27 protein-coding genes are annotated in these 26,463 nt (G+C 41.2%); 12 read left to right on the top strand and 15 right to left on the bottom strand.

The window, feature by feature from the left end; translation table 11 throughout:
* Window positions 1-6: 6 nt before the first annotated feature.
* The 6 genes from AC2JBO_RS19065 to AC2JBO_RS19040 form a co-directional block, all read right to left on the bottom strand.
* A complete protein-coding gene (locus tag AC2JBO_RS19065) occupies window positions 7-747 on the bottom strand; it encodes a M50 family metallopeptidase (protein WP_496955222.1) in 741 nt (246 codons plus the stop codon).
* A 93-nt stretch (window positions 748-840) separates the two neighbouring features.
* Window positions 841-1,176: an FHA domain-containing protein gene (locus AC2JBO_RS19060; protein WP_496955221.1), complete on the bottom strand. Its 336-nt coding sequence runs from the start codon at window positions 1,174-1,176 to the stop codon at window positions 841-843.
* A 14-nt stretch (window positions 1,177-1,190) separates the two neighbouring features.
* Window positions 1,191-2,108 (bottom strand): double zinc ribbon and FHA domain-containing protein, encoded by a 918-nt coding sequence (locus AC2JBO_RS19055; RefSeq protein ID WP_496955220.1) that lies wholly within the window; start codon window positions 2,106-2,108, stop codon window positions 1,191-1,193.
* A 168-nt stretch (window positions 2,109-2,276) separates the two neighbouring features.
* The gene (gene pgl / locus AC2JBO_RS19050; protein WP_496955219.1) at window positions 2,277-3,002 is read right to left on the bottom strand and encodes a 6-phosphogluconolactonase; all 726 of its coding nucleotides are present in this window, start codon (window positions 3,000-3,002) and stop codon (window positions 2,277-2,279) included.
* Window positions 3,003-3,106: 104 nt separating this feature from the next.
* Window positions 3,107-3,823 carry a ribonuclease PH gene (gene rph, locus AC2JBO_RS19045; protein ID WP_496955218.1) on the bottom strand — a complete coding sequence of 239 codons (717 nt, stop codon included), beginning with the start codon at window positions 3,821-3,823 and terminating at the stop codon, window positions 3,107-3,109.
* Between the two features lie 115 nt (window positions 3,824-3,938).
* The gene (locus AC2JBO_RS19040) at window positions 3,939-4,499 is read right to left on the bottom strand and encodes an adenylate kinase family protein (RefSeq protein ID WP_496955234.1); all 561 of its coding nucleotides are present in this window, start codon (window positions 4,497-4,499) and stop codon (window positions 3,939-3,941) included.
* Window positions 4,500-4,844: 345 nt separating this feature from the next.
* On the opposite strand from AC2JBO_RS19040, the gene AC2JBO_RS19035 reads away from it, so the two are divergent.
* The 3 genes from AC2JBO_RS19035 to dcd all read left to right on the top strand — a co-directional run bounded on the left by AC2JBO_RS19035 (window position 4,845) and on the right by dcd (window position 6,452).
* Entirely contained in the window at window positions 4,845-5,381 is a 537-nt protein-coding gene (locus AC2JBO_RS19035) for a P-loop NTPase family protein (protein WP_496955217.1), read from the top strand.
* 7 nt (window positions 5,382-5,388) lie between these two features.
* A complete protein-coding gene (locus tag AC2JBO_RS19030; protein ID WP_496955216.1) occupies window positions 5,389-5,784 on the top strand; it encodes a VOC family protein in 396 nt (131 codons plus the stop codon).
* Between the two features lie 98 nt (window positions 5,785-5,882).
* Window positions 5,883-6,452, top strand: a complete 570-nt coding sequence (gene dcd, locus AC2JBO_RS19025) for a dCTP deaminase (RefSeq protein ID WP_496955233.1) — start codon at window positions 5,883-5,885, stop codon at window positions 6,450-6,452.
* 329 nt (window positions 6,453-6,781) lie between these two features.
* Here dcd and thyX read toward each other — a convergent pair whose 3' ends face one another.
* Complete coding sequence (thyX, locus tag AC2JBO_RS19020) at window positions 6,782-7,504, bottom strand: FAD-dependent thymidylate synthase (RefSeq protein ID WP_496955215.1); 723 nt, start codon at window positions 7,502-7,504, stop codon at window positions 6,782-6,784.
* 187 nt (window positions 7,505-7,691) lie between these two features.
* On the opposite strand from thyX, the gene AC2JBO_RS19015 reads away from it, so the two are divergent.
* Both AC2JBO_RS19015 and AC2JBO_RS19010 read left to right on the top strand, forming a co-directional pair.
* A complete protein-coding gene (locus AC2JBO_RS19015; protein ID WP_496955214.1) occupies window positions 7,692-7,907 on the top strand; it encodes a CAB/ELIP/HLIP family chlorophyll-binding protein in 216 nt (71 codons plus the stop codon).
* A 159-nt stretch (window positions 7,908-8,066) separates the two neighbouring features.
* Complete coding sequence (locus AC2JBO_RS19010; RefSeq protein WP_496955213.1) at window positions 8,067-8,645, top strand: thioredoxin family protein; 579 nt, start codon at window positions 8,067-8,069, stop codon at window positions 8,643-8,645.
* A 133-nt stretch (window positions 8,646-8,778) separates the two neighbouring features.
* Here AC2JBO_RS19010 and AC2JBO_RS19005 read toward each other — a convergent pair whose 3' ends face one another.
* On the bottom strand, window positions 8,779-9,279 hold the full coding sequence (locus AC2JBO_RS19005) for a hypothetical protein (protein WP_496955212.1): 501 nt from the start codon (window positions 9,277-9,279) through the stop codon (window positions 8,779-8,781).
* Between the two features lie 208 nt (window positions 9,280-9,487).
* On the opposite strand from AC2JBO_RS19005, the gene aroA reads away from it, so the two are divergent.
* The 3 genes from aroA (at window position 9,488) to AC2JBO_RS18990 (ending at window position 12,259) form a co-directional block, all read left to right on the top strand.
* Window positions 9,488-10,843, top strand: coding sequence for a 3-phosphoshikimate 1-carboxyvinyltransferase (gene aroA, locus AC2JBO_RS19000; RefSeq protein WP_496955232.1), 1,356 nt, complete (start codon window positions 9,488-9,490; stop codon window positions 10,841-10,843).
* Window positions 10,844-11,069: 226 nt separating this feature from the next.
* A complete protein-coding gene (locus AC2JBO_RS18995; protein WP_496955211.1) occupies window positions 11,070-11,954 on the top strand; it encodes an AAA family ATPase in 885 nt (294 codons plus the stop codon).
* An 11-nt stretch (window positions 11,955-11,965) separates the two neighbouring features.
* A complete protein-coding gene (locus AC2JBO_RS18990; RefSeq protein WP_496955210.1) occupies window positions 11,966-12,259 on the top strand; it encodes a hypothetical protein in 294 nt (97 codons plus the stop codon).
* Window positions 12,260-12,341: 82 nt separating this feature from the next.
* Here the strand turns inward: AC2JBO_RS18990 and AC2JBO_RS18985 are convergent, their stop codons facing one another.
* The 6 genes from AC2JBO_RS18985 to AC2JBO_RS18960 form a co-directional block, all read right to left on the bottom strand.
* Window positions 12,342-12,947: a GDYXXLXY domain-containing protein gene (locus AC2JBO_RS18985; RefSeq protein WP_496955209.1), complete on the bottom strand. Its 606-nt coding sequence runs from the start codon at window positions 12,945-12,947 to the stop codon at window positions 12,342-12,344.
* Between the two features lie 77 nt (window positions 12,948-13,024).
* Window positions 13,025-14,458: a DUF2157 domain-containing protein gene (locus AC2JBO_RS18980; RefSeq protein WP_496955208.1), complete on the bottom strand. Its 1,434-nt coding sequence runs from the start codon at window positions 14,456-14,458 to the stop codon at window positions 13,025-13,027.
* Window positions 14,459-14,585: 127 nt separating this feature from the next.
* Window positions 14,586-16,646, bottom strand: coding sequence for a ribonuclease catalytic domain-containing protein (locus AC2JBO_RS18975; protein ID WP_496955207.1), 2,061 nt, complete (start codon window positions 16,644-16,646; stop codon window positions 14,586-14,588).
* Window positions 16,647-16,870: 224 nt separating this feature from the next.
* Entirely contained in the window at window positions 16,871-17,086 is a 216-nt protein-coding gene (rpsR, locus tag AC2JBO_RS18970; protein ID WP_019490626.1) for a 30S ribosomal protein S18, read from the bottom strand.
* Window positions 17,087-17,102: 16 nt separating this feature from the next.
* Window positions 17,103-17,297 carry a 50S ribosomal protein L33 gene (gene rpmG, locus AC2JBO_RS18965; RefSeq protein ID WP_223985927.1) on the bottom strand — a complete coding sequence of 65 codons (195 nt, stop codon included), beginning with the start codon at window positions 17,295-17,297 and terminating at the stop codon, window positions 17,103-17,105.
* A 48-nt stretch (window positions 17,298-17,345) separates the two neighbouring features.
* A complete protein-coding gene (locus tag AC2JBO_RS18960; protein ID WP_496955206.1) occupies window positions 17,346-17,906 on the bottom strand; it encodes an RDD family protein in 561 nt (186 codons plus the stop codon).
* A gap of 175 nt (window positions 17,907-18,081) precedes the next feature.
* Between AC2JBO_RS18960 and AC2JBO_RS18955 the strand changes: the two genes are divergently transcribed.
* The 4 genes from AC2JBO_RS18955 to AC2JBO_RS18940 all read left to right on the top strand — a co-directional run bounded on the left by AC2JBO_RS18955 (window position 18,082) and on the right by AC2JBO_RS18940 (window position 25,270).
* Window positions 18,082-19,329 (top strand): molybdopterin molybdotransferase MoeA, encoded by a 1,248-nt coding sequence (locus AC2JBO_RS18955; RefSeq protein ID WP_496955205.1) that lies wholly within the window; start codon window positions 18,082-18,084, stop codon window positions 19,327-19,329.
* Window positions 19,330-19,802: 473 nt separating this feature from the next.
* On the top strand, window positions 19,803-20,435 hold the full coding sequence (locus tag AC2JBO_RS18950) for a TetR/AcrR family transcriptional regulator (RefSeq protein WP_496955204.1): 633 nt from the start codon (window positions 19,803-19,805) through the stop codon (window positions 20,433-20,435).
* A complete protein-coding gene (locus AC2JBO_RS18945) occupies window positions 20,432-22,084 on the top strand; it encodes an efflux RND transporter periplasmic adaptor subunit (RefSeq protein WP_496955203.1) in 1,653 nt (550 codons plus the stop codon). Before AC2JBO_RS18950 ends, AC2JBO_RS18945 begins: the two co-directional genes overlap by 4 nt.
* Window positions 22,085-22,093: 9 nt before the next feature.
* Window positions 22,094-25,270 carry an efflux RND transporter permease subunit gene (locus AC2JBO_RS18940; RefSeq protein WP_496955202.1) on the top strand — a complete coding sequence of 1,059 codons (3,177 nt, stop codon included), beginning with the start codon at window positions 22,094-22,096 and terminating at the stop codon, window positions 25,268-25,270.
* Window positions 25,271-25,692: 422 nt separating this feature from the next.
* Here AC2JBO_RS18940 and AC2JBO_RS18935 read toward each other — a convergent pair whose 3' ends face one another.
* Window positions 25,693-26,403, bottom strand: a complete 711-nt coding sequence (locus AC2JBO_RS18935; RefSeq protein ID WP_496955201.1) for a substrate binding domain-containing protein — start codon at window positions 26,401-26,403, stop codon at window positions 25,693-25,695.
* Window positions 26,404-26,463: the final 60 nt, after the last annotated feature.

Raw genomic sequence — 26,463 nt, 5'->3', positions numbered from 1 at the left:
TGGGCATCATATGCGGTAGGCGACGCGCAGGCTTTGTATCAATATAATTAATGATGCAACTGCCATAAAGGTGCCCCAAACCCAGTAGGGTAAAAATAATTGCTGTTGAATTTGGGCTGTATCAGATAACCCCAATTCCCCAGCTCTATAACTAAATAAATAATCTAATTGGTGATAAGTACTTATACAGGCTTGAACTCCAAGAAATTGAATTGCAAATCCTTGTACCCAACGAGTCGCTTTGAGTCCTAGTGCCAGAATTATTATACCAAGTAAAGGTATTAAAGCTAATCCAAAGGGTGAACGAACCCATATTAAGGTTGATACTAATAGGCTTATTCCTAAGATTTTTAAACTAATTGACGCTGTTTTGAAACTACGTGAGGCAATAATTAAAGCGGCGCCTGCTATTGGAGGACCCATTGGCCCTGCGGCAGCAACTAATGCGCGACGTATAGGGTCCCAAGATGCGGGGAAAGTGTACGAAGCAAAACCTGAACCGTTGGAAAAAATCTGTAGCTGCTCAAAATTTCCTCCCAATAGCGCTGCTGTTAAACCATGCGCCATTTCGTGAAACCAAGTTGCCAATATTGTAAACGGATAAAGAATATAGTCACCGCCTGGAATTTGCCATAGCACAGCAGTCGCAACAGCTGCTACCACTAACCATTTAAGCCCCATACGGTCAATAACCGCTGGGGCTTCTATGCTGTGCAAAGGTTCTTTATAATTCCACTTTTCGCTCATACAACATCCACCTGTATACCAGCCCCTATAAATTACGATTCAGCTCTATCGTAACCGGACAGCTAACGGTTTGTGGGATAGTTTCTGTAATATTTAACTTACATCTGGGTTATTGGTAAATATTGCTTTATCTTTCATTACAACCTGGAGTTGAGGTCCAGACCGCGCTAGACGAAAGATTACTCCATCACTAGCTCGAAATTGCAAAATTTTTTCACCATTTATATATGTTCCATTTGCACCTAAACTTACAATGTCCCAACCATTGTTTACACGCTGCACCTCAACGTGATGACGAGATACCACAGCACTATAAAGAACAATATGGTTATCAGTCGCGCGTCCAATACGGATAATGGGTTGATCCTCAAAAGTCCAACTTTGAGGTGGAAGAGATTCTTGTGGGTGTATGAGGGTAAGTGTTATCAAGCGTCCTTGCTATATTATATTTCTACTGTTTGAAACAGAAATGTTACCAAATCTCCTTTGCCGAGACCAATGCGGTCGCCCGGTCTTAGTCTGTGTCTGTTGCCAGGTAGTAATGGTAAGTTGTTGATGTAAGTTCCGTTTGAACTACCTACATCTTCAATATAGTATGCATCAGCTTCGACGCGAATGTCAGCGTGAATTCGGGAAACAATTTCCGAATTTGAGAAGCCGGATACATCTATATCTGGCGGTATACGGTCATTCGGTTTACCGATATGAATTACTGGTATGTTTTGCGGTAGTTCTATCGTTTGTTCCGACTGAACGTGAACAAGCCGTGAGGTTATCTGCTGTAACTGAGTTCTAGCAGGTGATTGTGGGGGGGCAGAAATTGGTTCTGTAGTAGGTTCTGGCGTTGCTATTGGTTCCGGCGCCTGACTATGGTGCGACTGTTCCGGTGGAGCTATTACAACTGGTTCAGGAACTACAGTTGGCTCAGGCTCAATAATTGGTGGTGAAGTCGCAATTGGGGGAGCTGCAACAGTAGGTGGGGGAGCAACAACTGGTTCCGGCGGTATGTATGGTGGTGGAACCTCCGGCATGGAGACAGCCGTTGGTGGTAAAGGTGGAACCTCTGGTACTAGAGGTGGCGCCGTTACCACTATTGGTTGTGGTACTTCTGTTTCGGGTGGAACTTGCGATGACACTTCTACAGGAGGGGATGCAACTGTAGGTGCAACCGTGGGTACTGGGGCGCCTTCAAGAGCAGCAACTCGTAAATTAAAACCACACTGACCGCAGAACGATGCATCTGCCTGCACGGTTGCCCCACAGCTTGGACAGCTAACAGTAGCTGGTAATGGGGTGTAGCAAGCTTCACACTGAACGGCACCGTCCGGGTTGGGGTGATTGCAGTTTGGGCAGACGATCATGGAGATAAGCCTTTGTTCTAGGTCATCGTAAGGATAATGTAAAAAGCATAGAAAGAATATACTCTCAATGCACGATTTTTGAGCTTGGTAGAATACGCAGTTCGACAATAGCATGAAAGCTCGTTAGTGCGCGGCTCTAGAAGCTTAAAGCGAGCGTCTTTTGATATACTAAGCGCGTTGCAACTCCTCGCCCGCTGCCGCATCTAACAGCCACCAAAGCTCTGCTTGCGGTTTAATCAAGCGAGATGGATAAGTAAAGTCATCAGCTGCCGATGCAAAGACTTGGGCTAAAGCGGGTCTTTTATTCGCACCAGCCACTACAAACATAACGCACCGAGCCGCGTTAATAAATGGGTATGTGAAAGTTATGCGCTGACTATCCCCTTTATTACCAACGGTAACAAGCTTATCAGTGACTTTTAAAGCTTCGGTATGAGGAAACAACGAAGCTGTATGAGCATCATCACCCATACCAAGCAAAATTACATCCAATGCCGGGAATTCACCACTGTTAACTTTAAAGAAATCTTGGAGTTCTTTTTCGTGTTTGGCTGCTGATACTGCTGGGTTGCCATCAAGAGTTGGCATCGCGTGAATATTTTGTGGAGGAATTTCCACGCGGTCTAACCATACTTGCCGAGCCATTAATTCGTTGCTGTCTGGGTGGTCAGGTGGAACGTAGCGCTCATCACCCCAAAATACGTGTATTTTCTCCCAAGGTAGATTTTGGGCAGCAATCGCTTCGTACAATGGTTTAGGTGTACTACCACCTGATAGCGCAATTGTAAACTGACCGCGCGTTTGAATAGCCTCATCGAGTTTGGACAGAACTAGTTGAAGCGAACGTTCAACCAGTGCAGCCAAATTAGGCAAAACTTCAACTTTCCGATTCATGATATATGACCAAATTGCTGACTTATCAAGCAATACAATAGCGAAATTCTGGGTTAACTTCGGTTGGTCTTATACTTTATTAATGGAAGCGGGATAAGAAATACTCAATTTCCAATTGCGTCACGCTGTGCTGCTAATAGCTGCTCGATACCCTTTTCGGCAAAATCGATCAATTGATTTAACTGCTTGCGGCTAAAACTTCCTTCTTCGGCAGTTCCCTGAACTTCGATTATTCCTAGATTTTGATTCATTACGACGTTGAAGTCCACACTTGCTGAAGAGTCTTCAACATAGTTCAAATCTAAAAAAGCTTCTCCCTCTAATAGTCCCACTGATACTGCTGCGACTTGTCCCACTAAAGGAGAGCGCTCTAAGGCGCCAAGCTGGAGTAATTTGTTTAAAGCGGAAGAAACTGCGACAAAACCACCAGTGATCGACGTTGTTCGTGTTCCTGCATCAGCTTGCAGTACATCAGCATCAACAGTAATTGTCCGTTCTCCTAATGCTTCAAAATCTAAAGCCGCGCGTAAAGAACGACCAATCAAACGTTGAATTTCCTGTGTTCGTCCAGATAACTTCATAAACTCACGTTCGTGCCGCTGTTGCGTAGCTGATGGCAGCATTCGATACTCAGCAGTTAGCCAGCCTTTACCAGTTCCTTCGAGAAACCTCGGAACACCATTACTTATACTCGCAGTGCAAAGTACTTGTGTTTCACCAGAACACGCAAGTACTGAACCAGCAGCATAACGGGTAAAATTTTGTTGAAAGCTAACGGGACGCATTTCATAGGGTTGCCGACCATCGGGACGCTGCCACATCTTTGTTTGCCTCAAGTTTGTTTGGTCATAGCATACAACTTGAAAGCAGTAATTCAAAACTAAATATTATATAACATTACTAAATTATTTTTGAATATAAAGTTTTTTGATTTAATCAACCCAATTTTTTATCAATAAGCGAAACAATATCTTTAAGGACTATATCTCGTGACTGGTCGCCATTAATCGTCAATAAGCGCCGCCTCCGGTCGTAGTACTCCAAAATTGGGACTGTACGGTCGTAGAATAATTCGACGCGACGCTGAACAATCTCTGGATGGTCATCGGGTAAAGAACGTCCCAAAGAACGACTTACCATTACAGCTTCAGAAACTTGTAAATAAACGGCAAACAAAAGCTGTTGCCCTAGTTCGTCGAGTAAAAAATCTAATTCAGACGCTTGGAAAGCAGTGCGTGGATAACCTTCTAATATCCAACCATGTTCAACGTCCGGGTTTTTAAGACGTACACGAATAAACTCAATCATCAATTCATTACTGACTAGTTCACCTTGCTTGATATAAGGCAGCGCAAGACGACCCAGTTGTGAGGAAGTAGCTATAGCTTCGCGTAAAACTTCCCCTGTCGAAATTAGAGAAATATTAAAGTACGTACAAAGGCTTTGAGCTTGTGTGGTTTTTCCTGAACCCGAACCACCTAAAATTACTAGTCTCACCAAAAAACACTCCTGATGTAGTCAAAAATAAAACGAGCTAAATTTGTTGTGCCCAAACAAACAGCAAATGTAACATTGATTAATTGCTGCCACTGCTTCGATTTTTGAACCAAGTCGTCCAGAGCGTAATGCTGGTTCGCATTTTTACGAGTATAAAGTGTAGAGTTAGGTGTGGAAAATTAATTTGGATGCCTCTTGACTTAAGCGCAAATCAAGTGATTGACTAGGAATGCCACTTAAGTATATACACTACATTAAAAAAAACTCTGACTTGGAACCACGAGTTATTCTAAATTGCATCAGCGAATTCACTCATTTAGATAGTAAATTTTTAAACATTAAATTATGGTTGTTCAGTTAGAAACCCCAAGCACAAATCAAACTCCAAGATTACCATACAAGGTTGAGGGTTTAATACAAGTTTTCACTACATCGCATCGTAACTTTTTTACTACAGTGATGGCAGAAGCACTGAGAATAGCCGGACAGGGTACATCAGTGCTAATTATACAGTTTCTTAAAGGTGGTATCAATCAGGGATACGATAAACCAATTAAACTGGGGCAGAAACTAGAGTGGATTCGCTGTGACTTACCCCGATGTATTGATACACCGCATCTCGACGACAGTGAAGCCGAATCGCTACATTCGTTGTGGCAACATACACAAAAGCTAGTATCCGAAGGTAAGTATTCTCTCGTTGTATTAGATGAATTAAGTTTGGCAATAAATCTTGGCTTAATTCCCGAAACCGATGTTTTAACGTTTTTGGCTAGGCGCCCGTCACATATAGATATAATTCTCACTGGCCCCGAAATGCCAAAATCAATTTTGGACATCGCAGACCAAATTACGGAAATTCGTCATAGTCATAAAGCTTAGGGCAAATATGTTTGACCATGTTTCGTTTGGTGTTAGTAACCTTGAAAAAAGCATTGCGTTTTACGATGCTACATTAAAATCCTTGGGTGTCAATCGAATGTTCGCTATGGCAGATGCTGGAATTGCTGGTTACAGTGGTTCGGGTGGCGCCACTTTTTGGTTATACTCCAAAACATCTACACGAGAACCTTTAATTGAAATTCCTACAGTACCGCGTTTCCACCTTGCATTTGCAGCAAATACTCGTGCGGATGTAGATGCTTTTTATCAAGCTGCACTTCAATATGGCGCCAAGGATGAAGGAAAACCTGGGATACGCGCGCAATATCATCCTAATTATTACGCTGCCTACATTTTTGACTTGGATGGATATAAGCTAGAAGCTGTTTGTCATAAACCGTAAGCTGGGCTAAAGCCCACAAATCCTAACAACATCAAGGTATTCTATAAATTCTGCTCTCTTATAACATCGTGATTAAAAACGACATTTGGATTCAACAAATGGCTCAACAGGGTATGATATCTCCCTTTGAACCAAGCTTAATTCGTCATCTCAAAAGCTCAGATGCATCATCACTACGTCACGTTATCAGCTACGGACTATCATCCTACGGCTACGATATTCGCTTGTCTCCTGTTGAATTTCGCATTTTCCGTCATATTCCCGGTACTGTCATTGACCCAAAAAAATTCAACCCACAAAACCTAGAGTCTACCCAACTTCACACAGATGAAACAGGTGATTATTTTATACTTCCTGCTCATTCATATGGTTTAGGCGTAGCGCTTGAGAAACTTCAAGTTCCAGATAATATGACAGTGATTTGTATAGGTAAATCCACGTATGCACGCTGTGGAATTATAGCAAATTTAACACCAGCAGAGGCAGCATGGCGCGGTCATTTAACTTTAGAGTTTTCTAATTCTTCAAGCGCTGATTGTCGTATTTATGCATCAGAAGGCGTAGTACAACTGTTATTCTTTGAGGGAGAACCCTGTGCAATTAGCTATGACACTCGACAGGGCAAATACCAAGACCAAGACGAAAAAGTAACCTTGGCAAAAGTTTAACGTAGGGTGCGTGACGCTATAAGAATTCGACAACGAAGCCAGTAGTCTAGTAGCGTCACGCACCTTACGGCGCCAATCTATTACAAATTACAGATACCCGCTCTTCAAGTGACGCTAATAGTATGGTGGAATGGCACTATTTCACGCATTGGTCGGCACCAACATGCATTGGGTAGGGTGCTTTCAAGCTATTACTATCAAGCAATGTAACGCCAAATACAGTGCTTTCACGCACCATTAATACGTTAAGTAAGCAACACTCAATAGTATGGTGCGTGACGCCACTAGACCTTCGGCTTCGTTGTTAGATTGTTATAGCGTCACGCACCCTACGGCGCCAATCTTCCTTTGCCCAGTCGAGTGGATTTATACCATTGTGAAATTGCAGGCGCCCATTGTTCAAGATGAGGAAACATCATTTCACACAACTTCTGAATTTCTAGTTGTGCGTCTTTTTTGTACCGTAAGTCAAGAAAATGTAACAGCGCGCGTAAATTAAAACTAACAACAAAGTGCTGCCGATAGTCAAAGGGCACTTTTCCACGCGCGTGTTCCTCGGACATTCCAGATTCAAAATCAGCTTTATATCGTTTTGCAGCTTCTAAACACCACTGTAAATCCGCTTCACGTTGTTCAGGCGAATAGTAGTATTTTTTACCTTGACGGTCATTATAATACCCAATAGGACGAAGGTAAAAAACATCTTCTATGTCTTTTTTTCCATCTACTACATCCAATACTTGTACCCCCGTGTACCTATACGATTGAACATCAAATGATACACCAACTCTGTGAGTACGTGCTTGTTGCATAACGCTGTGAGGAAAATAGCCACAGTTGAAGACTATTTGCGGATGCTCCATTGGTCCAAAGTGTCCTCTATCACCAGCTAACAAGCGCTTTACAATTAACTCTCCACAAGCTTCTTCGCTGGGAAAGCTATCACGTTCATCGTACACAAACGCTTCTGTGTAGTCTTGATGCATTGCAGCGTAAATGACTTGTTGGGGATTTGCGGTTTTAGACAAAACCTCTACGCGAAATCGATCCATGAGCGACATGAGGGTGAGTTTCAACAAAGGACTGTGTAGCCTAGAGAGTCATCATATAACAGGATGCTTCAGGTTAGAGTTGGATATTACAAAAACAAAAAATTGCTTAATCCTCTTTACATAAGTTAATAATTTGTTTACAATTGTTTACAAAGAAGGCAATAAATATTTAAGAGAGGGAATTCTCATGACTTACAAAGGTGCTATCATCGACGAGCAGGGTAAAATGAACAATTTTGCTCTTGAGCCAAAGGTTTATGTTGATACTCAAGGCGACCGTACTGGTTTCACTCCTTATGCTGAGTTGCTCAATGGTCGTTTAGCGATGATTGGTTTTATTTCGCTGATTGCGTTGGAAGTGTTTACTGGACATGGTGTTATTGGATTCTTACAAAACCTTTAGTTAGAAAACCTTTAACTACAAAACCTTTAACTAGAAACTTGTTGTAACTTTGTGCGGCAATATAATAAGACCCGCTCCTACACGTTGATGTGTTGGGGCGGGTTTATGATTATTATTAGTTACTCGTCAACATCTCTATTACTTTTGGTTTAATGTGTTATGGCTTTAACAGCATCTACAATGCTTACACTCGGCACGCAGGCGCCTGAATTTTCATTACCGAATGTGGTATCGGGAGAAACTATTAAGCTTTCTAATTATCAGGGAAAGTCGTTATTAGTAATGTTTATATGTCAACATTGCCCATTTGTAAAGCACATCAAGAATGAATTAGCACTGTTAGGGAAAGATTATTTAAATACTGATTTGAATATTGTGGCAATTAGTGCAAATGATGCCCATAAGTATCCTGATGATAGACCTGAGTCATTGAAAGCAATGGCAATAGAACTAGATTTAAAGTATCCTGTTTGTTACGATGAAAGTCAAGAAGTGGCGAAGGCTTATACTGCTGCCTGTACACCAGATTTTTTCTTATTTGATTCGGAACATAAATTAATATATCGTGGACAATTAGATGATAGTCGTCCAAGTAATAATGAGGCAGTTACGGGAAAAGACTTGCGCTTGGCGATAGATTCTATGCTAAAAGGTACTGTAATAGCAGGGGATCAAAAGCCAAGTATAGGTTGCAATATAAAATGGAAACCAGGTAATGAGCCTAGTTATTCTAAATAATAGAATAGAGAATTGGGAAATAGTTAGTAGGTAAGTTCACCCAAATCATTCCTCACTCATAAATAAAACTACTAACCATAACCCTGGAACGGGAGCGATTAACTGTTAACTATTAGCAATCAGATATTCTCAACTAATGCTTAATCTCCAAATTCAAAATATAAGTTCCCAGCTGAAGTTTTCCTGACCATAATTCATACTCAACTCGTAGATGTTCGGGTAAGGGGTGTCCATTGAGGATGAGACTCTTCGTGTAATTACGAAGACGAATTGGTTCATGAGGTTGAAATGATTCGCTTGGTAACCAATACCTACTTACACCGCAGACACCCTGTTCCCAGAAGTGGCGGTAACTTAACTGTGCATTTCCTTGCATGGTCATAGTGACGCGATACGGCGATATTTCAAGCCATATAATTCGAGGGCTACCTGGAGTTGGTATGTTACAGCTTGGATAAATCTCCTCGCGCGTCCGAACGGATTCACTATTTTTTTGGTGCGGCGCGGTTAGGAGTAGATGAAATCTATCGCTGTCTTTTTGATATAATGTTGCCGCAGTTTCGACGACAGACCACACGGGCAGGTCTGTGGAGATTAGCGATAGGCATACGGGCTTGCGTTGGTGTGTCAGCATGGGAGCGATACCGGCAATTAAGTTCCAATTAAGAAAAAGAGCAAAACACGGACTAGAGGTAAATTCCTGAGCTTTCCTAGCATCCTGATAAATAGGGCAATGCAAAACAACCGTAAAACTAGAACGAAAATAAATTCAAACCAGATAGAGCAGCCTGGTCATAGAAAGCGGTAGGATTATGTTCGCAGTCACACGCCAGTTTATCCTAATGTCGCCTTCTGTTATAACCGTAGAAACAAAAGAAGACGTTTCGCTTTCTTTAGTTATTAACCAGACCGATTCTGGTATTTCCTTACAGGGTCGCATACTCGTACCAGGTGATAAGTCTATATCTCATCGTGCCCTAATGTTGGGTGCTTTGGCACAAGGAGAAACGAAAATTCAAGGTTTACTCCTTGGAGAAGACCCGAAGAGCACAGCGAGTTGCTTTCAGGCTATGGGGGCAAAAATTTCGCCACTGAATACTGAGTTGGTAACAGTAACAGGTATTGGCATAGGTAACTTGCTTGAACCCGTTGATATTCTCAATGCGGGTAACTCAGGAACAACGTTACGGTTGATGCTGGGAATTTTAGCTTCGCATCCAGGTAGATTTTTTACTGTTACCGGCGATAACTCACTGCGTTCGCGTCCAATGTCGCGCGTTGTTAGACCTTTGCAGCAGATGGGCGCCCATATTTGGGGGCGAAAGGAAAATTCGCTAGCTCCCTTAGCTGTTCAAGGACAGGCACTAAAACCGACTCACTATCATTCACCGATAGCCAGCGCGCAAGTTAAATCTTGCATTTTGCTAGCTGGGTTAATGACAGAGGGTAAGACAACCGTTACTGAACCCGCGATATCGCGTGACCACAGCGAGCGGATGCTACGCGCGTTTGGTGCTTCCTTAGAAGTTGACCCTGATTCTAAAAGTGTAACTGTCACAGGCGGAAAATCACTACATGGTCAACACGTAATTGTACCGGGTGATATTAGTTCCGCAGCCTTTTGGCTAGTTGCTGGGGCAATTGTCCCTGGTTCTGAGCTAGTAATTGAGAACGTCGGTATTAATCCTACACGCACTGGCGTACTAGAAGCATTAGAAATGATGGGCGCCGATATTGAGTTACAAAATCAACGCGAAGTAGCAGGAGAACCAGTAGCCGATTTGCGCGTGCGTACTAGCAAGTTAAAGAGCTGCACCATAGCAGGAGGTATAATCCCACGTCTAATTGACGAAATTCCTATTTTAGCAGTAGCTGCCGTATTTGCCGAGGGTACGACAGTAATAAAAGATGCTGAAGAACTACGAGTTAAAGAAAGTGACCGTATTACTGTAATGGCACAGCAGCTGATAAAAATGGGCGCCAAAGTTACAGAACTACCCGACGGTATGGAAATTACAGGTGGTACTCCGTTAGTAGGTTGTGACGTGGATAGTCATACCGACCACCGTATCGCTATGAGTTTAGCTATTGCTGCACTCAATGCTAAAGGTACTACTACTGTAAATCGCGCGGAGGCTGCTAGTGTTTCTTACCCTGACTTTACTAGCACGCTGCAAAAGGTTATTGTGAACTCGTAGTCAGGAATTGATTGCTCAACCTGTAACGGATTATTAATTTTTTGTTACAAAATGTTTCGTTACGTTATAATTTTTGCCACACCCTATAAGGGTGAGACTACACGAACAAAGCCTGCCTTCGCAGGCTTAAAATGTTTGTGATTTCGGATTTTTGAGACAAAAGTAGTATTAAAGTATTATATATAATACTTATTAATAATAGTCATAATATATTTTAGGAAAAATTATGCAAGTCCGGCGCCTAGAAATGAAATCTTTCCGAGGTATCGGTGATTTAACACTTGAATTTAGCGATACAAGTCTGGGAGTGTTGATTGGAATTAATGGTGTTGGCAAATCAAGTATTTTAGAATGCCTTGCTATTCTTTTGTCTCAGTTGCTAGGTAGAATTACACGAGATAATAATGATTTTTATAATAACAATACGGCTATAAATATATTAGGGCAACAAATTAATATTGGAGGTAGTATTTATGGAAATATTAATTTATATACTAGTAATGGTAGTTCATTAAATTTATTACAGAACGCAAACAGGATACGTAATTTAGAAGACCAAGATATTAGTACTGGGCAGAATGAAACTATTAATATAATTACAGTTTGTCTTGATTCGTCTTTAACAACTTGGTCTCTAACAAAAGTACGTGAAAATGGAATAAATTCTAATAGTCACGAGGAGCAATTAATTTCGATTACAGAACAAATCAATAGTCGTTGGCAAGCAAATCTTAACACGACTTTGCCGTTGGCGGTTTATTACAGAGTGAATCGTGCAGTTATTGATATATCATTAGATACAGATACAGAAGACTTGGTGCGGCAAACAGATGCTTACGAACAAGCTTTAAATGGTGTACAAATAAATTTTAATAATTTCTTTCAGTGGTTTAAGAAGTTAGAAGATTTAGAGAATGAAGTTAGGCAAGATGAACCTTCACACCGTAATCGTCAACTACAAGCAGTAAGAGAAGCAGTCAGTTCATTAATTCCTGATTTCTCAAATTTACGGGTGCGACGCTCACCACTAAGAATGACAGTTACTAAACAAAATCAAGAGAACCGATACACTGTGGCAAGAAAAAAGATGAGTGGTATGATGAGAACCTAACTGTCTCGCCTTTGATAGAAAACTGTACTGATTTTTTTAGATATACTGAGGATGGACAAATACTAGCGACAGAAGCTATAAATGAAAAATCTGCTGCTGAGATAACAATTAATAAGCTTGATTTAAATATAGATAAGGTAAAAAGTTTACGTAGTCAGGCAATAGAAGGTGCTTTAGAAGGTTTTGAAGACCTTTCTAGTGAGGAAAAAGAAATATTAGTTCAAGGTTTTGAGCAAACTAATATCGATGGTGAATACGAAGAGTTTTGCAGCGCAATTGTGTATATTATTAAACAATTGATTTAGATTTGATATCCCTGATTTTTACCCCACTCTAACCAAGCTTCCGCCATCTGTTTAACTTTTCCTCCACAAGAACTGCTTGGGTTTAGAAGCGGTAATTGCGATTTTTTACCCATAAGCTTAGTGGGATGGCGTTTCCTTGGGGATCAATTTTTGCTTCTACTACAAATGGTTGTTTTTCTCCTAGTTTAACTTTTTGTGCTTCCAAGATGTCTTTGTTGATTTTGTCTCGTTGATCTTCGGGTAAATAGTAAGTTTCTAGGTTGTAGTTGACTGTATTATACTGGGAAGTTCCTTTAATTGCTACTTCGTTCGGCGCCAGTGATGTGGGTTTTTCTGGGGTAACACGTATAGGTTTCCAGGGTGTTGGCGCCGTTTGTTGTGATGGTTTTTGTTGTTGTAATGTTACGTAAATAGTTGTGTTCTCGGCAATAGGAGCATACTGTTTGTCTTTACCAGGTGATTTTTTGACTACTTCGTCCCAACCTGGGAGTTTTTTTAAGTTGTCTTGAGGAGAAATATCGTAACTAAGGGTTTGTGAATAACCGCGTAGTAAGTCGTAGGGGTCTACTGGTACAGTTTGTAATACAACCGTTTTTCCTGTTATGTGGGTGTATACTGCTTGTGCTGGGATGGAGAGGATAAAGGCTGTTTGGATAAGAAGGGGTATTGCAAATCGCCAAGTTTTCATTTCGGTTCTTTCTCTGTGTTCTCTGTGTTTTTGTGGTAAGAAGAATTATTTTCACTGCACAGGCATTCCGGCCTGTGCTACGGGTCGGGGTTTTGGTTGGTTAGTGTGGTGTTGGTTGTGCGACGTTCAAACCAAATTCCGGCGCCAATGACTGCGACTCCACATAAAATAAAAACAAATGATTTGAATAGTAACTGAGTTTCGTACTCTAACATTCGGCTAATAATTTGCAGCGTTAGCAATATAATTCCACCCCAGTAGGCGCCTCTTTTTCCTAATTCAAGTGCTTCTTTGATTAAGCAGCAAGCTAATATTGCTAAAAGTAGATTGAAAGTAAAAATAGAAATTGCGGGGGTGATAGTGCGTCCGTGAAACAATGCTATAACTGCACTACTAACAAGAATAAAAAAGCTAACAAAAATATTAGTTGCTTCAATTCGAGTATTCTGTCTAGGACGTAATAAATTCCACCACTGCCATATTGCGAGAAGAGTAAAAATAACTACATCTATTACAGGAAACCAAAATGGCGCCGAATTAGAGACATTTTGAGTATACCCTTGGCTACTGTACTCCCATAGCCAACGAAAGGAATAGATATAGAAATTGATACCAAAAAATACAAAAGTTAAAGTACGCGCGGTTGGTTGAAATCGCTGTAAGCTTGAGTTTAATCTCAAGAATAGCGAGTCATTATAACTCCAGAGTAATGCAGGCGGTAGGGCAAGTGCAGTTAACCACGTCCAAAACGGTGTATTTAGACTAAATGCCTCAAAATAACGTAGATTAAATTGTAAGTTAGTGACAATAGCGATTGCGCTTAATCTAAAAATCCATCGTGAACGGCATAAATAAGCCAAAGGTACAAATACTACAGCTAAAATTAGGGGCATATGTCGTATCATCACATGTCCCCAACTTTGATACTTTTCCCAATAATATATTTCTGAAAGTCCTGTCCAGTAACCTATTTGTAATAAAATCAGGGCAAGTACTCCAAGCGTTGTGATATGCAAGCTACACGCCATCAATACAACAGCTAAACCCCAAGCTAAGTAAAGCTCATATCCAGAACCACCAATATGAAACATTTGTGCTAATAATCCCATGTTGGCGCCTATTAGCAAGTTACCGAGAAGTATCAAAGCTGTTCCAAATGTACGCTTGCGGCGTTGCGTTCTTCTTGCTGAAATAGAAGTAGGCACTTGTTGGCGCCATAAGTAGAAACCACCAATATTGGTAGTTAAAAATAAGCTTAGTAATAGTATTAATCTAATTTCACGTGATAACGCTTGCCAATTCGCTGCTACAAAGGTTATTACACCCAAAGCGAGTAATATGGCGCCTAGACCGATGAGTATAAAAATAAAACGGTCGCGTCCCTCTGCTTCAAGGTGATTAAATTGATACCTTTCAGCAAGCTGTTCGTATAAACGTTGATCAATCAATCCATCATCACGCCATAGCTGCGCTTCAGTACGCAACTTGCGGGAAAAATTATCGAATAGCATAGCTCACTCCAACGCTGTTAGTTAAATCTAAAGCCTATACTTACCAGTATGAAGCCTGCTAGATTTCTAACAAAGCTGGAATGTGACAGTTTAAACTGTTAGTTAAACTGTTAGTTAAATTATTAAATTAATTTGCTGCTGTTTGCGCTTCTTGATAGATGATTTCTTGGAATTGAATTACATCTTTTTGCGGGTCAGATAAGCTGACTTTTACTAGTATTTCTTCTCCCAAGTTGACTGGACGCTTGAAAACCATTGGTAACTGCAATCCCAAATCCTCGATTAAGATCAGCGCTAGTCCGCTATCTTCACGTAACCACATTAATACAGTAACTTCCCAAATTTCATCAGGATTACGACGTAAGTACTCAAGTGCCCAGTAACGGTTTGTTTGCCGCTCTACCATTGTCACTTCTTGAGTGACTGTAGTTACCATCATCATCACTTCTCGAAGTTGGTCTGCGGTAAAAGGCAATACTTCACCACGTAAGTGGGCTTTTAATTGGAAGTGAGTAAGCAAGTCACTATAACGACGAATTGGGGAGGTTGCTTGTGTATAAGTATCCAATCCCAAACCCGCATGACGAACTGGTGTGATACTCATTTCACTTTTAGGCATACAGCGACGCATTGCACACGCGCGTACAAATCCAGCAGGCAATAAAATTAATTCTTGTTCTGGTGGTAATTCTGGCTGAGGTTGACCACGGAAAGGTAGAGGTATATTATTTTCTTTACCGTACCGCGCGGCTACTTCTCCTGCAACAATCATCATTTCAGCGACAAGCCGACGTGAAGGAGAATCATCAAGCAAATCGATGCTAACGTTATCGTCTTTTACTTTTATCATCGCTTCGGGCATATTAATACTAATTGCCCCTTGAGCGTAACGCCATGTTTTGCGTTTCTCTGCAGCTAAAGCTATATCTTTGATTTCTGGTTCGGCTTGAACTCCTAGCTGCAACATTTCGTCAACATCTTCGTAGGTGAGACGATATGTAGGCTTAATTAAGCTAGCGTGAATACTGTAATCTATTACTGCTCCGGAAGAATCTAATATAATGCCAAAGCTTAAAGCACAACATTCCCGACCTTGAACTAAGCTCATTGGTCCTGTCGCTAATAGTTCGGGGAACATTGGCACCATCCCCGTAGGTAAATATACGGTACTGCCGCGTTTTCGTGCTTCCAAATCTAATTCATCTTCTGGTATCAACCAGCGTGTGGGGTCAGCGATGTGAACCCATATACGCTCGCGTCCGTCTGGTAGTTTTTCCCAACTTAAACCGTCATCAATCTCTTTTGTACTCTCATCATCAATGGTATACACCTTGAGGTGCGTTAAATTGAGACGGTCGATGTCTTTGTCTGGTGGGATACAATCCAAACGAGAAAGCGCCACTTCTATTACCTTACTAGGGAACTGAACCGGAATTGACGAACGACGCAAAAATAGGTTTTCATGGGGACTCCATATACCTAAGTCGGTCAAAAGTTGAAAAGCTCCTTGTGGTGTTGCAGGGCGCCCCAGTAGGTTCATTGTCTCCAGCACTGGCGCACTTGGAGGATAAGCGCGCGCTACTGTATCGTAAGTTACACCTGCTTTAGCAGTATCGGCAAGTAGTGCGGCATACTTTTCAAGTGCTTCGATACGATGACGGTCGTGTCGCTGCCACTCAACAGATTCACCTTTAAGTGCTTTCTCAACTCGCTCTAAAAATTCTTGTTGCCCTCTAACTTTGAGAGCTTCTACTTCTAATTGATGCTTCCGTTCTGCGACTTGTGCAGCAGTTCGGGGTTCGTATGCATCTCCTTTCTGCTTAAAGTAAGTTTTGTCGTCCGACAATAACCAATAAGCAGCATAACATTGAGCGGGTGAAGATTCGGAAAATAGTAGTTCCGCCATTTGGCGAGGCGTTACAGTTTCACTATCTTCAACTAGTAGCTCCCAGGCAACCTCAAGACTCGACGGGTCTAAGTAAGCGTCAACCTCTTGCAAAAACTTTGGTATCTGTGATGACTGGTAAGTTTCTCCAGCCACAGTATAAGTTATTTGCCGAGGGGCAAGGCTGTGGGGTTGACCTCGTTCGTCAATTATAAAAACACGGGTCTTACCGTCTGGTCGGTCAAATACTCCCAGACGTCGGTCTGCTCCAACTCGAAATTCTACTAGCGTCCCCTTCTCCACAAGCCTTTAAATTTTAGATTTTAGATTTTAGATTTTGCTACGCACATGAATGGATTTTAGCTTGGATTTCTGAATTATATAACTAGTATGTAATACAAAATTCCTATATTTTTTAGATTGTAGATTGTTAGACAAATATGATTCTAGATTTTGGGAAACTTGGACACTTTGGCAAATCCATTCATTGTCAAAGACAAATCCAAACTCCAAAATCCAAAATCAATTTAGCCTTCGGCGTTGATAAATGGTAACAACGCCATAATCCGCGCGCGCTTGATAGATAAAGTCAAATCGCGCTGTTGCTTTGCTGTCAGTCCAGTAATCCGACGTGGCAGAATTTTACCGCGTTCGGTAACAAACTTACGTAGCAAATCAACATCTTTGTAATCGATTGGTTCTCCGGGTTTAATCGGTGAAAGACGACGACGATAGTAACTCATTCCTACTTAGTTTCCCTTACTTGATCTCTTTGTGAGTCGTGTGCTTGTTACAGTGTGTACAGAACTTACTTAGTTCTAGACGATTGGTGGTATTGCGACGATTTTTAGTCGTTGTATAACGCGATACACCAGGTGAACGTTTGTCAGGATTAGACCGACATTCAGTACATTCGAGTGTCACTACAATACGGACACCTTTGCTCTTAGCCATAATTGTTCAAACCAACGGTAAAGCTTGAAGAGAATTTAACACAAGCTATTATAATCGCACATTGCGCCGTGTTTTTTCAACTAATCGCTTCACTTTTAAATCAAGCGAATAGCCACGACGTGATGAGACGACCATAGTGCTAGCATAGCGGTCATGCAGTGCTTGTTGCCATTGGGTATCGGAAAACGCCGTACCGCAATCGATAGCTAGGGGAATTACTAGCAGTATAGCAGTTGGGTTTCTGATGATATTGCCCAAAGCAACCGACACTAAAAGGGCGCCCAAGCCAATGATAGCTTCGCGTTTGAACAAAGTAAGTAAATCAGGAATTATGGGTTTTCCCAGTTCCAGCACCTTCAAGTCAAAGCAAAAGCGCCCTAAACTTTGACCTTTATTGTTGTAAACTACAACGACCCGTAAAATCAACCAAGCTAGGACAAAAACTAGTATTTGAACAACCTGAATACCTGGGTCACTGCTACCAAACACTGAACTTACAAGCCAAGCACCCAGAAAATCAATCCCTAAAGCCATCGCACGGCGCCCAAAACCGGCTTTGGGAAAATTTGGTTCATCTGGTGGCTTAGGGGAATATTTTGTGATGGTCATAATTATGCAATAGTTAAAAATAGTTGAGTAATATAGGTTCTTTTTTTATTATCCTGTATGGTACTTAATTCTCTTTGCTAACTCTACGATGTTTTTACCACAGAGACACAGAGTATACAGAGAGTTGAAGTAATGTAATAAGATTTTTTAATAAATTAATAATAAATTAATCTCTATGCTGCCTGTTAATGAAGCCGAAGCTATTATATACAGCTTAGTAAAACCCCTCGATAATCAAGTAGAGACGGAAATTGTTGACTTGATGTCAGCACAAAGACGCATTTTAGCAAAACCTATTACTAGTCATCTCGACTTTCCACACTGGGATAATTCCGCGATGGATGGTTATGCAGTGCGCTACGAGGATGTAAAAAACTGCAATACTGAAAATCCCGCAGTACTTTCTATCATTGAAGAAATACCTGCTGGGCGCCAGCCTAAATCTAGATTACAACCAGGACAAGCCGCGCGTATCTTTACAGGTGCCGTCATTCCAGCAGGCGCCGATACAATAGTTATGCAGGAAGTAACGCACCGTGAGGAAAATCAGGTTTTTATTCAAGCGGCGCCTAAACCTCAAGAATTTATTAGAAAGAAAGCATCATATTATCAAGCAGGGAATGAATTATTACCCCCAGGAATTGTAATCAATGCCCCAGAAATAGCCGTTTTGGCTGCTGCACAATGCAATCAGCTATGTGTTTACCGCAAAGTCAAAGTAGCAATATTATCAACTGGAGACGAATTAGTCACAGCAGATAAAACTCTACAGCCAGGGCAAATAGTTGATTCAAATAATTATGCACTAATAGCTTTGGTACAACAACTAGGCGCCGAAGCCATATCATATGGCATTGTACCCGATGATGAAGAAATATTAAAAGCGACTATCGAAAAAGCTGTTAGTAAGAGTTCTGGGGGCGCCGATATTATTATCTCATCAGGCGGAGTATCAGTAGGCGAATATGATTATGTAGAAAAAATTCTCGAATCACTAGGTGGAAAACTTCACATTCGTAGCGTTGCCATGAAACCAGGCAAACCCTTAACAGTTGCAGCATTCCCTGATAATAAAATATACTTCGGTTTACCAGGTAACCCTGCATCAGCACTAGTCACATTTTGGCGATATGTACAACCAGCAATTAAAAAACTATCAGGACTAAAAGACGGCTGGCAACCCACCTTTATCAAAGCAAAAGCATCAACTGAACTACGTTCCGACGGCAAACGCGAAACTTATATTTGGGGAAAATTAAAACTAACAAATGGAGAATACGAATTTGAAATCGCAGGTGGAAATCAAGTATCAGGAAACTTAATTAACCTAGCGCAAACCAACGCACTAGCTGTCTTACCAGAAGCGACTAAATCAATTGTACCAGGACAACAAGTAAACGTATTAATCGTAGGAGCAGTTTAACCAATAATCATCAATATTGTATACTAAAAACGGCTAAAATATGAACTTTTGTCATGCTGAGGAACGAAGCATCTTAAAGATTTTAACGCTTCTTTAAAAGTAAACTTATAACCCGCTTTGAGTATATATCAAAAATCTAGATATTCTTCTGTGAATTGATTCGTGTGCGTAAGATATAAATGGTGGAATATCCTCTAAATCTTAACTCTCTTACCTCAACTACTCTGTGAACTCTATGGTAAAAAGAAATACTGGCAACGGATGATGAACGGATGTAACGGATGGTTGATTTTAAATAACTGCGGGTGGTCAGATTCGCGAACCTTAACTGTAACCAATAATTTATCCGTTACATCCGTTGCATTTGTTGCAAGCAATCCCATCTAATTTGTCAAAAAATATACTCATTATAGACCGTATTAATTCGGTCTCTATTCTATGATTTATTGCTTATAATGCAAGCAAGTACTTGCATGAATATCATGGAGAATTTAGCTTCAAAGACATCACAAACTCACACACGGTTGATAAAAGCGGCAACCGAAGTCTTTGCTTCTTCAGGTTTGACAGGAGCGACAACCCGTGAAATAGCGCGCGTTGCTGGAGTGAATGAGGTAACTTTATTTCGTCACTTTTCAAGCAAAGAGCAACTACTAGCTGCTGTCATCCAACAAGTTATTAGCTTGCAGGCAGAGTCTTTAGCACATCAAGATGAGTGGACTCAGGACTTGCACATTGACCTCAAACATTATGCAGAACTTTACAACCAGATGTTGGAAGAGCATGAAGCCCTAATTCGGACTTTTATTGGTGAGGCAAAGCGACATCCTGATGCTGCCCGTCAAATACTACATGATGCTTGTCAATCGCTCAACGAACAACTGGTGCGGTACTTAAAGAAAGGTCAAGAGAACGGTACGGTGTCCGCAGAATTTGAGCTTAAACCAGCAGTAGACATGTTTACAGGTATGCTGCTTTCCGGTATGTTGCGTCGTACTGCAACCCCAAGTACCCTAGGTTACAGTAGCGAATGCTACATCGATAATTGTGTGAAATTGTTTATACACGGTATTAGCGCTTTACCAATAAGTAAAGTTCGCGCATGAAATCTAACCCAAAGAAATACAGAACAAAAATGTCTCCTGAGTTACCAAAGTATTCCGTTCCCGTTGAAGCAGAACAGTCTGCTGTTACAGATCATAGTCAAGCCCAACAAGAATTACATGATTCACCAAGAGAGCAAGAGCAACCGTTGAAGCCGCGTCAAAAGCAACGTTGGCCTTTGATATTGTTCATTATTCTTTCCATTGGAGGTTTGGGTTTTAGTTGGCGTTGGTGGCAAGCTAGCCATGCAAACAATGTGCCTTCAGATTCTTCTGGGGCAGCAGCCAAGTTACCGATGGCAGTGAGTGTCAAACTAGCGGATGTAGAAACTGGAACCGTTCAAGAAACTTCGATATTTATTGGTACTTTAGAGGCGCCACGTTCTGTAACAATCAAACCACAAGTTGAAGGGCGAGTTAGTCAGATTTTTTCTAAAGAAGGCGCGCGGGTATCTCAAGGGCAAACCATAGTTAGTCTTCAAAGTGATGATGTCCAAGCCTTGCTACTACAAAGGAAAGCAGCGTTAGAACAAGCAACTGCAAATCTTGCTGAACTAAAAGCTGGTACTCGCCCTGAACAAATTGCCCAAGCCAAAGCAACATTAGCTCAAGCCCAAGCCAAACTTAGAGATGCCCAAGCTGGAGCGCAGCCACAAGAAATAGCGCAAGCGGTCGCTCAAATTGAGTCCGCTAAATCCGATTTGGATTTAGCAAAATCGCGAGCCAAGCGATATGAACAATTAAGACAAGATGGTGCAGTTTCTCAAGACCAGTTAGAAGGATATCTTAAGGAACAGCGCAGTGCTGAAGCAGCCCTTGTTGTAGCGCAAAAACGCTTAGAGCAACTTCGTAAGGGTAGAGGTTCTGATATTAGTGCCCTATCTGCGACTGTAGAACAGCAAAAACAAAACTTAAGGCAACAGGAAAATGGCCCCCGCATAGAAGAAATTGCCCAGGCACGCGCGCAAGTTGCTCAGGCAGCAGCACAACTTCGGGCAGCACAAGTCCAACTGCAATATACAAAAGTCGTAGCTCCTTTTACTGGCGTTGTTGGTAACATTCCAGTAAAGGTAGGAGACTATGTAGGCAAAGGAGATCAACTCACTACACTGACCAAAAATGATTCTTTTGACTTGAATATATTCATTCCGTTAAGCCGAGCCAAACAGTTGCGCTTAGGATTACCAGTACAGTTGTTGGATAGTAAAGGCAAATCTATCGCAATGGGTAGAGTTAGTTTTATCTCTCCAAATGCCACTTCTGATTCGCAAACTGTTTTAGCAAAAGCTACTTTCACCAATTCTAATGGTCAACTTCTTAACCGCGAGTCAGTACAAGCCAAAGTTATCTGGGATCAACGTCCGGGAATTTTAATTCCAGTTACGGCAGTATCTCGTCTAGGTGGGAAGACTTTTGTTTTTGTCGCTCAAACTGCCTCACCATCCAAACCCGGAACGCCTTCACTAACAGCTCAACAAAAGCCAGTAGAGTTAGGAGCTATTCAAGGAAATAGTTATCAAGTTCTCCAAGGATTGAACCCAGGTGAAAAAATCGTTGTTTCTGGACTGCTCAATTTAACTAACGGTGCCCCTATTATGCAGGCGCCTGAAGAAACTGGTAATCAAACTGATATTCAAAAGCCCCAATCTTAACCCTAGTCTATGTTTGTCAATACGTTCATTAAACGTCCAGTTCTGACAACAGTCTGTACATTTATCATTTTGTTATTGGGAAGTATCTGTATTCCAATTCTGCCTATTTCTCAACTACCAGACCTTGCTCCGGTTCAAATAAATGTTACTTCTACTAATACTGGTGCGGATGCTCAAACAACGGAAAATACAGTTACTAATATTATTGAACGACAAATTAATGGCGTTAAAGATGTATCTTATATATCATCTAATACGGGTAATGATGGTTCAAGCAATATAACAGTTTCCTTCCCAACTGGTGTAAATAGCGATATTGCTCAAGTTAACGTTCAAAATAAACAAGCCCTTGCTACACCTCAATTACCAGATACTATTCAGCGAACAGGTGTTACTGTTGAAACGGCATCAAGCAGTCTTCTTCTGGTTTATGGCTTTTACTCAGATAATGCAGAGTATGACAATATTTTTATTAGTAACTATATTGATTTATACGTTCTCGATCTAATCAAACGGGTTCCCGGTGTAGGAAGCGTCAGGATTTTTGGAGAGCGCAAATACGCAATGCGTCTCTGGCTTGATCCAAATAAACTTGCCCAAAATCAACTGACTGCACAAGATGTAACAACTGCCCTTCAAGAACAAAATATTCAGGTAGGTGCAGGCGCCCTTGGTAAGGAACCGGCGCCTGATAATCAAAGCTTTGAGTTTGCTTTGCGGGCAACTAGTCGGCTCAAAGACGCATCTGAATTTGAGAATTTGGTGCTGAAAGTTGGGACTGGAGGCACTTTGATCAAGCTTGCAGATATCGGTAGAGTTGAATTAGGAGCAGAAAACTATCTCTCTGATGCCAAATTTACTTTACAAGGAAATCAGCCCAAAGCAGCCGTGGGTTTAGGAATATATCAACTTCCAGGTAGTAATGCTTTGCAAGTTGCCCATGCTGTAGAAACACAGATAGAAGAGTTAGCAAAAAGTTTTCCACCTGGACTCAAAGCAGAAGTATCATTTGACACAACTCCATTTGTGGAAATTTCCTTAGAAGAGGTCTTACATACCTTAGCCGAAGCAATTGTTTTGGTGGTGTTAGTTATTTTTGTGTTCTTGCAAGACTGGCGCACTACAATTATTCCGACTGTTGCAATTCCCGTTTCTTTAATTGGCACATGTGCGGCTCTTTTAGTTTTGGGATTTCAAATCAATACATTAACTTTATTTGGATTCGTTTTAGCAATCGGTATAGTTGTCGATGATGCCATTATTGTAGTGGAGGCAGTTGCAGTTAAGTTAGAGCAAGGGATGAAGCCCTTTGATGCAGCTATTGAGGCAATGAAAGAGTTAACAGGTGCCGTCATTGCTACCTCACTTGTTTTGATGGCAGTGTTTATTCCCGTCGCATTTATTCCAGGTACAACTGGTATTGTTTATAAACAGTTTGCATTAACAATTGCTTGCTCTATAGCCATCTCAACCTTTAATGCTTTAACCTTCTCTCCAAGTATGGCTGCTATCCTCATGCGTCCATCTGCACCTGCATGGGGTCCGTTTGGCTGGTTTTTTGGATTGTTTAATCGGGGATTTGCCTGGTTTACGCGCCGATATGTAGGTCTTGTTAGCTACCTTACCCATGTTAAACCAATTGTAATTGGGGTATTTATAGCAGGGTTATTAGCAACTGGTTTTATGTATAAATTAGTACCTACTGGATTTATTCCAGAGGAAGACCAGGGTTACTTTTTTGTAATTGCCCAAGCACCCGACGGGGTTTCTTTGAAGTTCACAGAATCTATTATGGATCGTGTTGCAAAGGAAACCTCAGCAATTCCAGAAACTAGAGCGACTTTTTTAATTAGCGGCTTTGGTTTTGATGGAAGTGCTTCTAATGTGGGACTTGGGTTTGTCAGTCTCAAATCTTGGAAAGAAAGAACTAAAGAATCTCAGTCCGTCTACGGTCTACTTAAGAACCTGAATAAAAAGCTTTCTGCAATTACAGAAGCGAGAGTACTTGCTGTAAATGCTCCCCCAGTTCGAGGATTAAGTACAACGGGTGGTTTTGAGTTTCTCATCCAAGACCGAACCGGGACGGCGCCTATTGAAACATTGGTAGAAAATGCTCAAAAGTTTATTGCAGCGGCAAACAAGAAGCCTGTTTTACAAAGAGTATTTACTCAATTCACTGCAAATACTCCTCAATTTGATATTCAGGTAAACCGTAACCAAGCAAAAGCCCTGAATGTAGATGTGAGCCAAATCTTTGGAGCGTTGCAAACTTACTTGGGGTCGCAATATGTAAATAACTTTGTCCAGGGACAGCGACAGTACCGGGTATATGTCCAAGCAGATGGAATATTCCGCTCTAACCCTGATGATATTGGTAAGCTTTATGTTCGCTCTAAAAGTGGAGCAATGGTTCCTTTGAGCAACTTGGTTGAAGTTACGCCCTTTGTCGGACCGAAAACCATTTCGCATTACAACTTGTACAGGGCAATTAAGATTCAAGGCAGTCCTGCTCCCGGCGCCAGTTCTGGACAAGCAATTCAAGCGATGGAGGAAGTAGCTAAAGAAGTCTTACCCCAAGGTTTTGGTTACGAATGGACGGGGACTTATCTTCAAGAAAAGTCATCTGGAGGAGCAACAGGGTTGATTTTCCTTTTAGCAATCGTTATTGTTTTTCTGGTACTGTCGGCTCAGTATGAAAGCTACATTGACCCAATTATTATTTTGCTCACAGTTCCCCTGGCTATTTTAGGAGCAATGACAGCGATTTGGCTGCGCTCGAATATTTTTATGACAGATAGCCTGTTTCCAAAAGTAGTAGATGATATTTATTGTCAAGTAGGTTTGGTTACTTTAATTGGTTTGGCTGCGAAGAATGCAATTTTAGTTGTGGAATTTGCCAATCAGCTACACGAGCAAGGTATGAGTTACACACGCGCGGCAGTGAAAGCAGGAGAAGAACGTTTAAGACCTATTTTAATGACTTCGTTTGCAGCGTTGTTGGGATTTTTACCTTTGGTTCTGTCTGAGGGCGCCGGAGCAAGTAGTCGTTGGTCTTTAGGAACAGCACTTTTTGGAGGACTGTTACTAGCTACATTCTTAAGTCTGTTTTTAGTGCCAATTCTTTACATCTTAGTGAAAAGTCTGGCTCAGTCTGTATCTAAAACATTGCACAAAAAGATGGGTTAATTTGCAACGGATACAACGGATGTAACGGATTTATTGGTAATTGGTGGCGTAGGGTGGGTGACGCTACGAAAAAACTTCAACGTAGTTATAAAACTTGTAGCGTCACCCACCAACTCCTAATTATGACAGTACTACATGTAAGGTGGGCAGTGCCCACCTTACGTATACTTAAATTTTTTCAAAAACAATTTAGAATTCCTATATTTCTAATTTATTAAAAAAATATCCTGATGTAACGAACCACAAAGGACACAAAGGGCACAAAGGAAGAAAAGAAAGAAGTAATATGAGTATAATTTATTCTTCCTGTTCCTCCTGAAAAATATCTAATTGGCTCCGATAATTAAACTAGATTCGGTATAGTTCAGGCAACCTTAGCGATTTACTAACTTTTGACGATTTTAAATGTACTCAAAAGGTTATTAGACTGAAATACCATAATCTGAAACCCAAGGATTAAGTTTATACTCAGAAGCTAGAAAATCAACAAAGCAGCGTACCAATGCTTTAGTAAACCTTCCCCTCCGATAAACTGCGAAAATCGGTAAAGTAGTTGGTTGGTAGTCTTTAAGAACAACTTTTAATGCATTTGTATTAACTGTATCGCCGAACAGCCACACAGGTGATACGGCAATTCCTAAACCAGATAAAACTGCCTCGCGTATACCAGTCGAATTATTTACCCGAAAGTTACCGTTAACTTTTACTTTTATTGTTCCTTCTTTCCCTTGGAAGTGCCATTCATTCCCGGTTGTTAATCGTGTGTAAACAATGCAGTTGTGATTGATTAAGTCATGAGGCGTTTGCGGTTCACTCGCGCTATCAAAATAGCTAGCGGCGCCAACAGTAATGCGTCGCGTAACACCAATTCGATGGGTTATTAGCGAGGTATCCTCAACGTTACCAATTCTAATTGCTACGTCTACACCATCTTCTACCAAGTCGATAAACTGGTCAGTCATTGTTAAATCAACTTTAATATCTGGGTATAGCTCTAGAAATGCCTTGATGTAGGGCATTACCATCAATTGCCCAAAGGAAACAGGGCAATTTACCCGTAGCGTACCAGAAGGGTTGACCCGGCGCCCTACACTTGCTTCTGCTTCGGCAATTGCTTCAAGAACCCGTTGCAATACTGCTCGGTTAAGGGAAATAGAGGTAAAAAAGTACTAAACATAGTTCGCGTTTATAAA

Source organism: Calothrix sp. CBUCES-K 9914, from assembly GCF_059640475.1.
The sequence above is the reverse complement of the archived record's forward strand: the minus strand, read 5'-3'. Positions and strand labels throughout refer to the sequence as shown.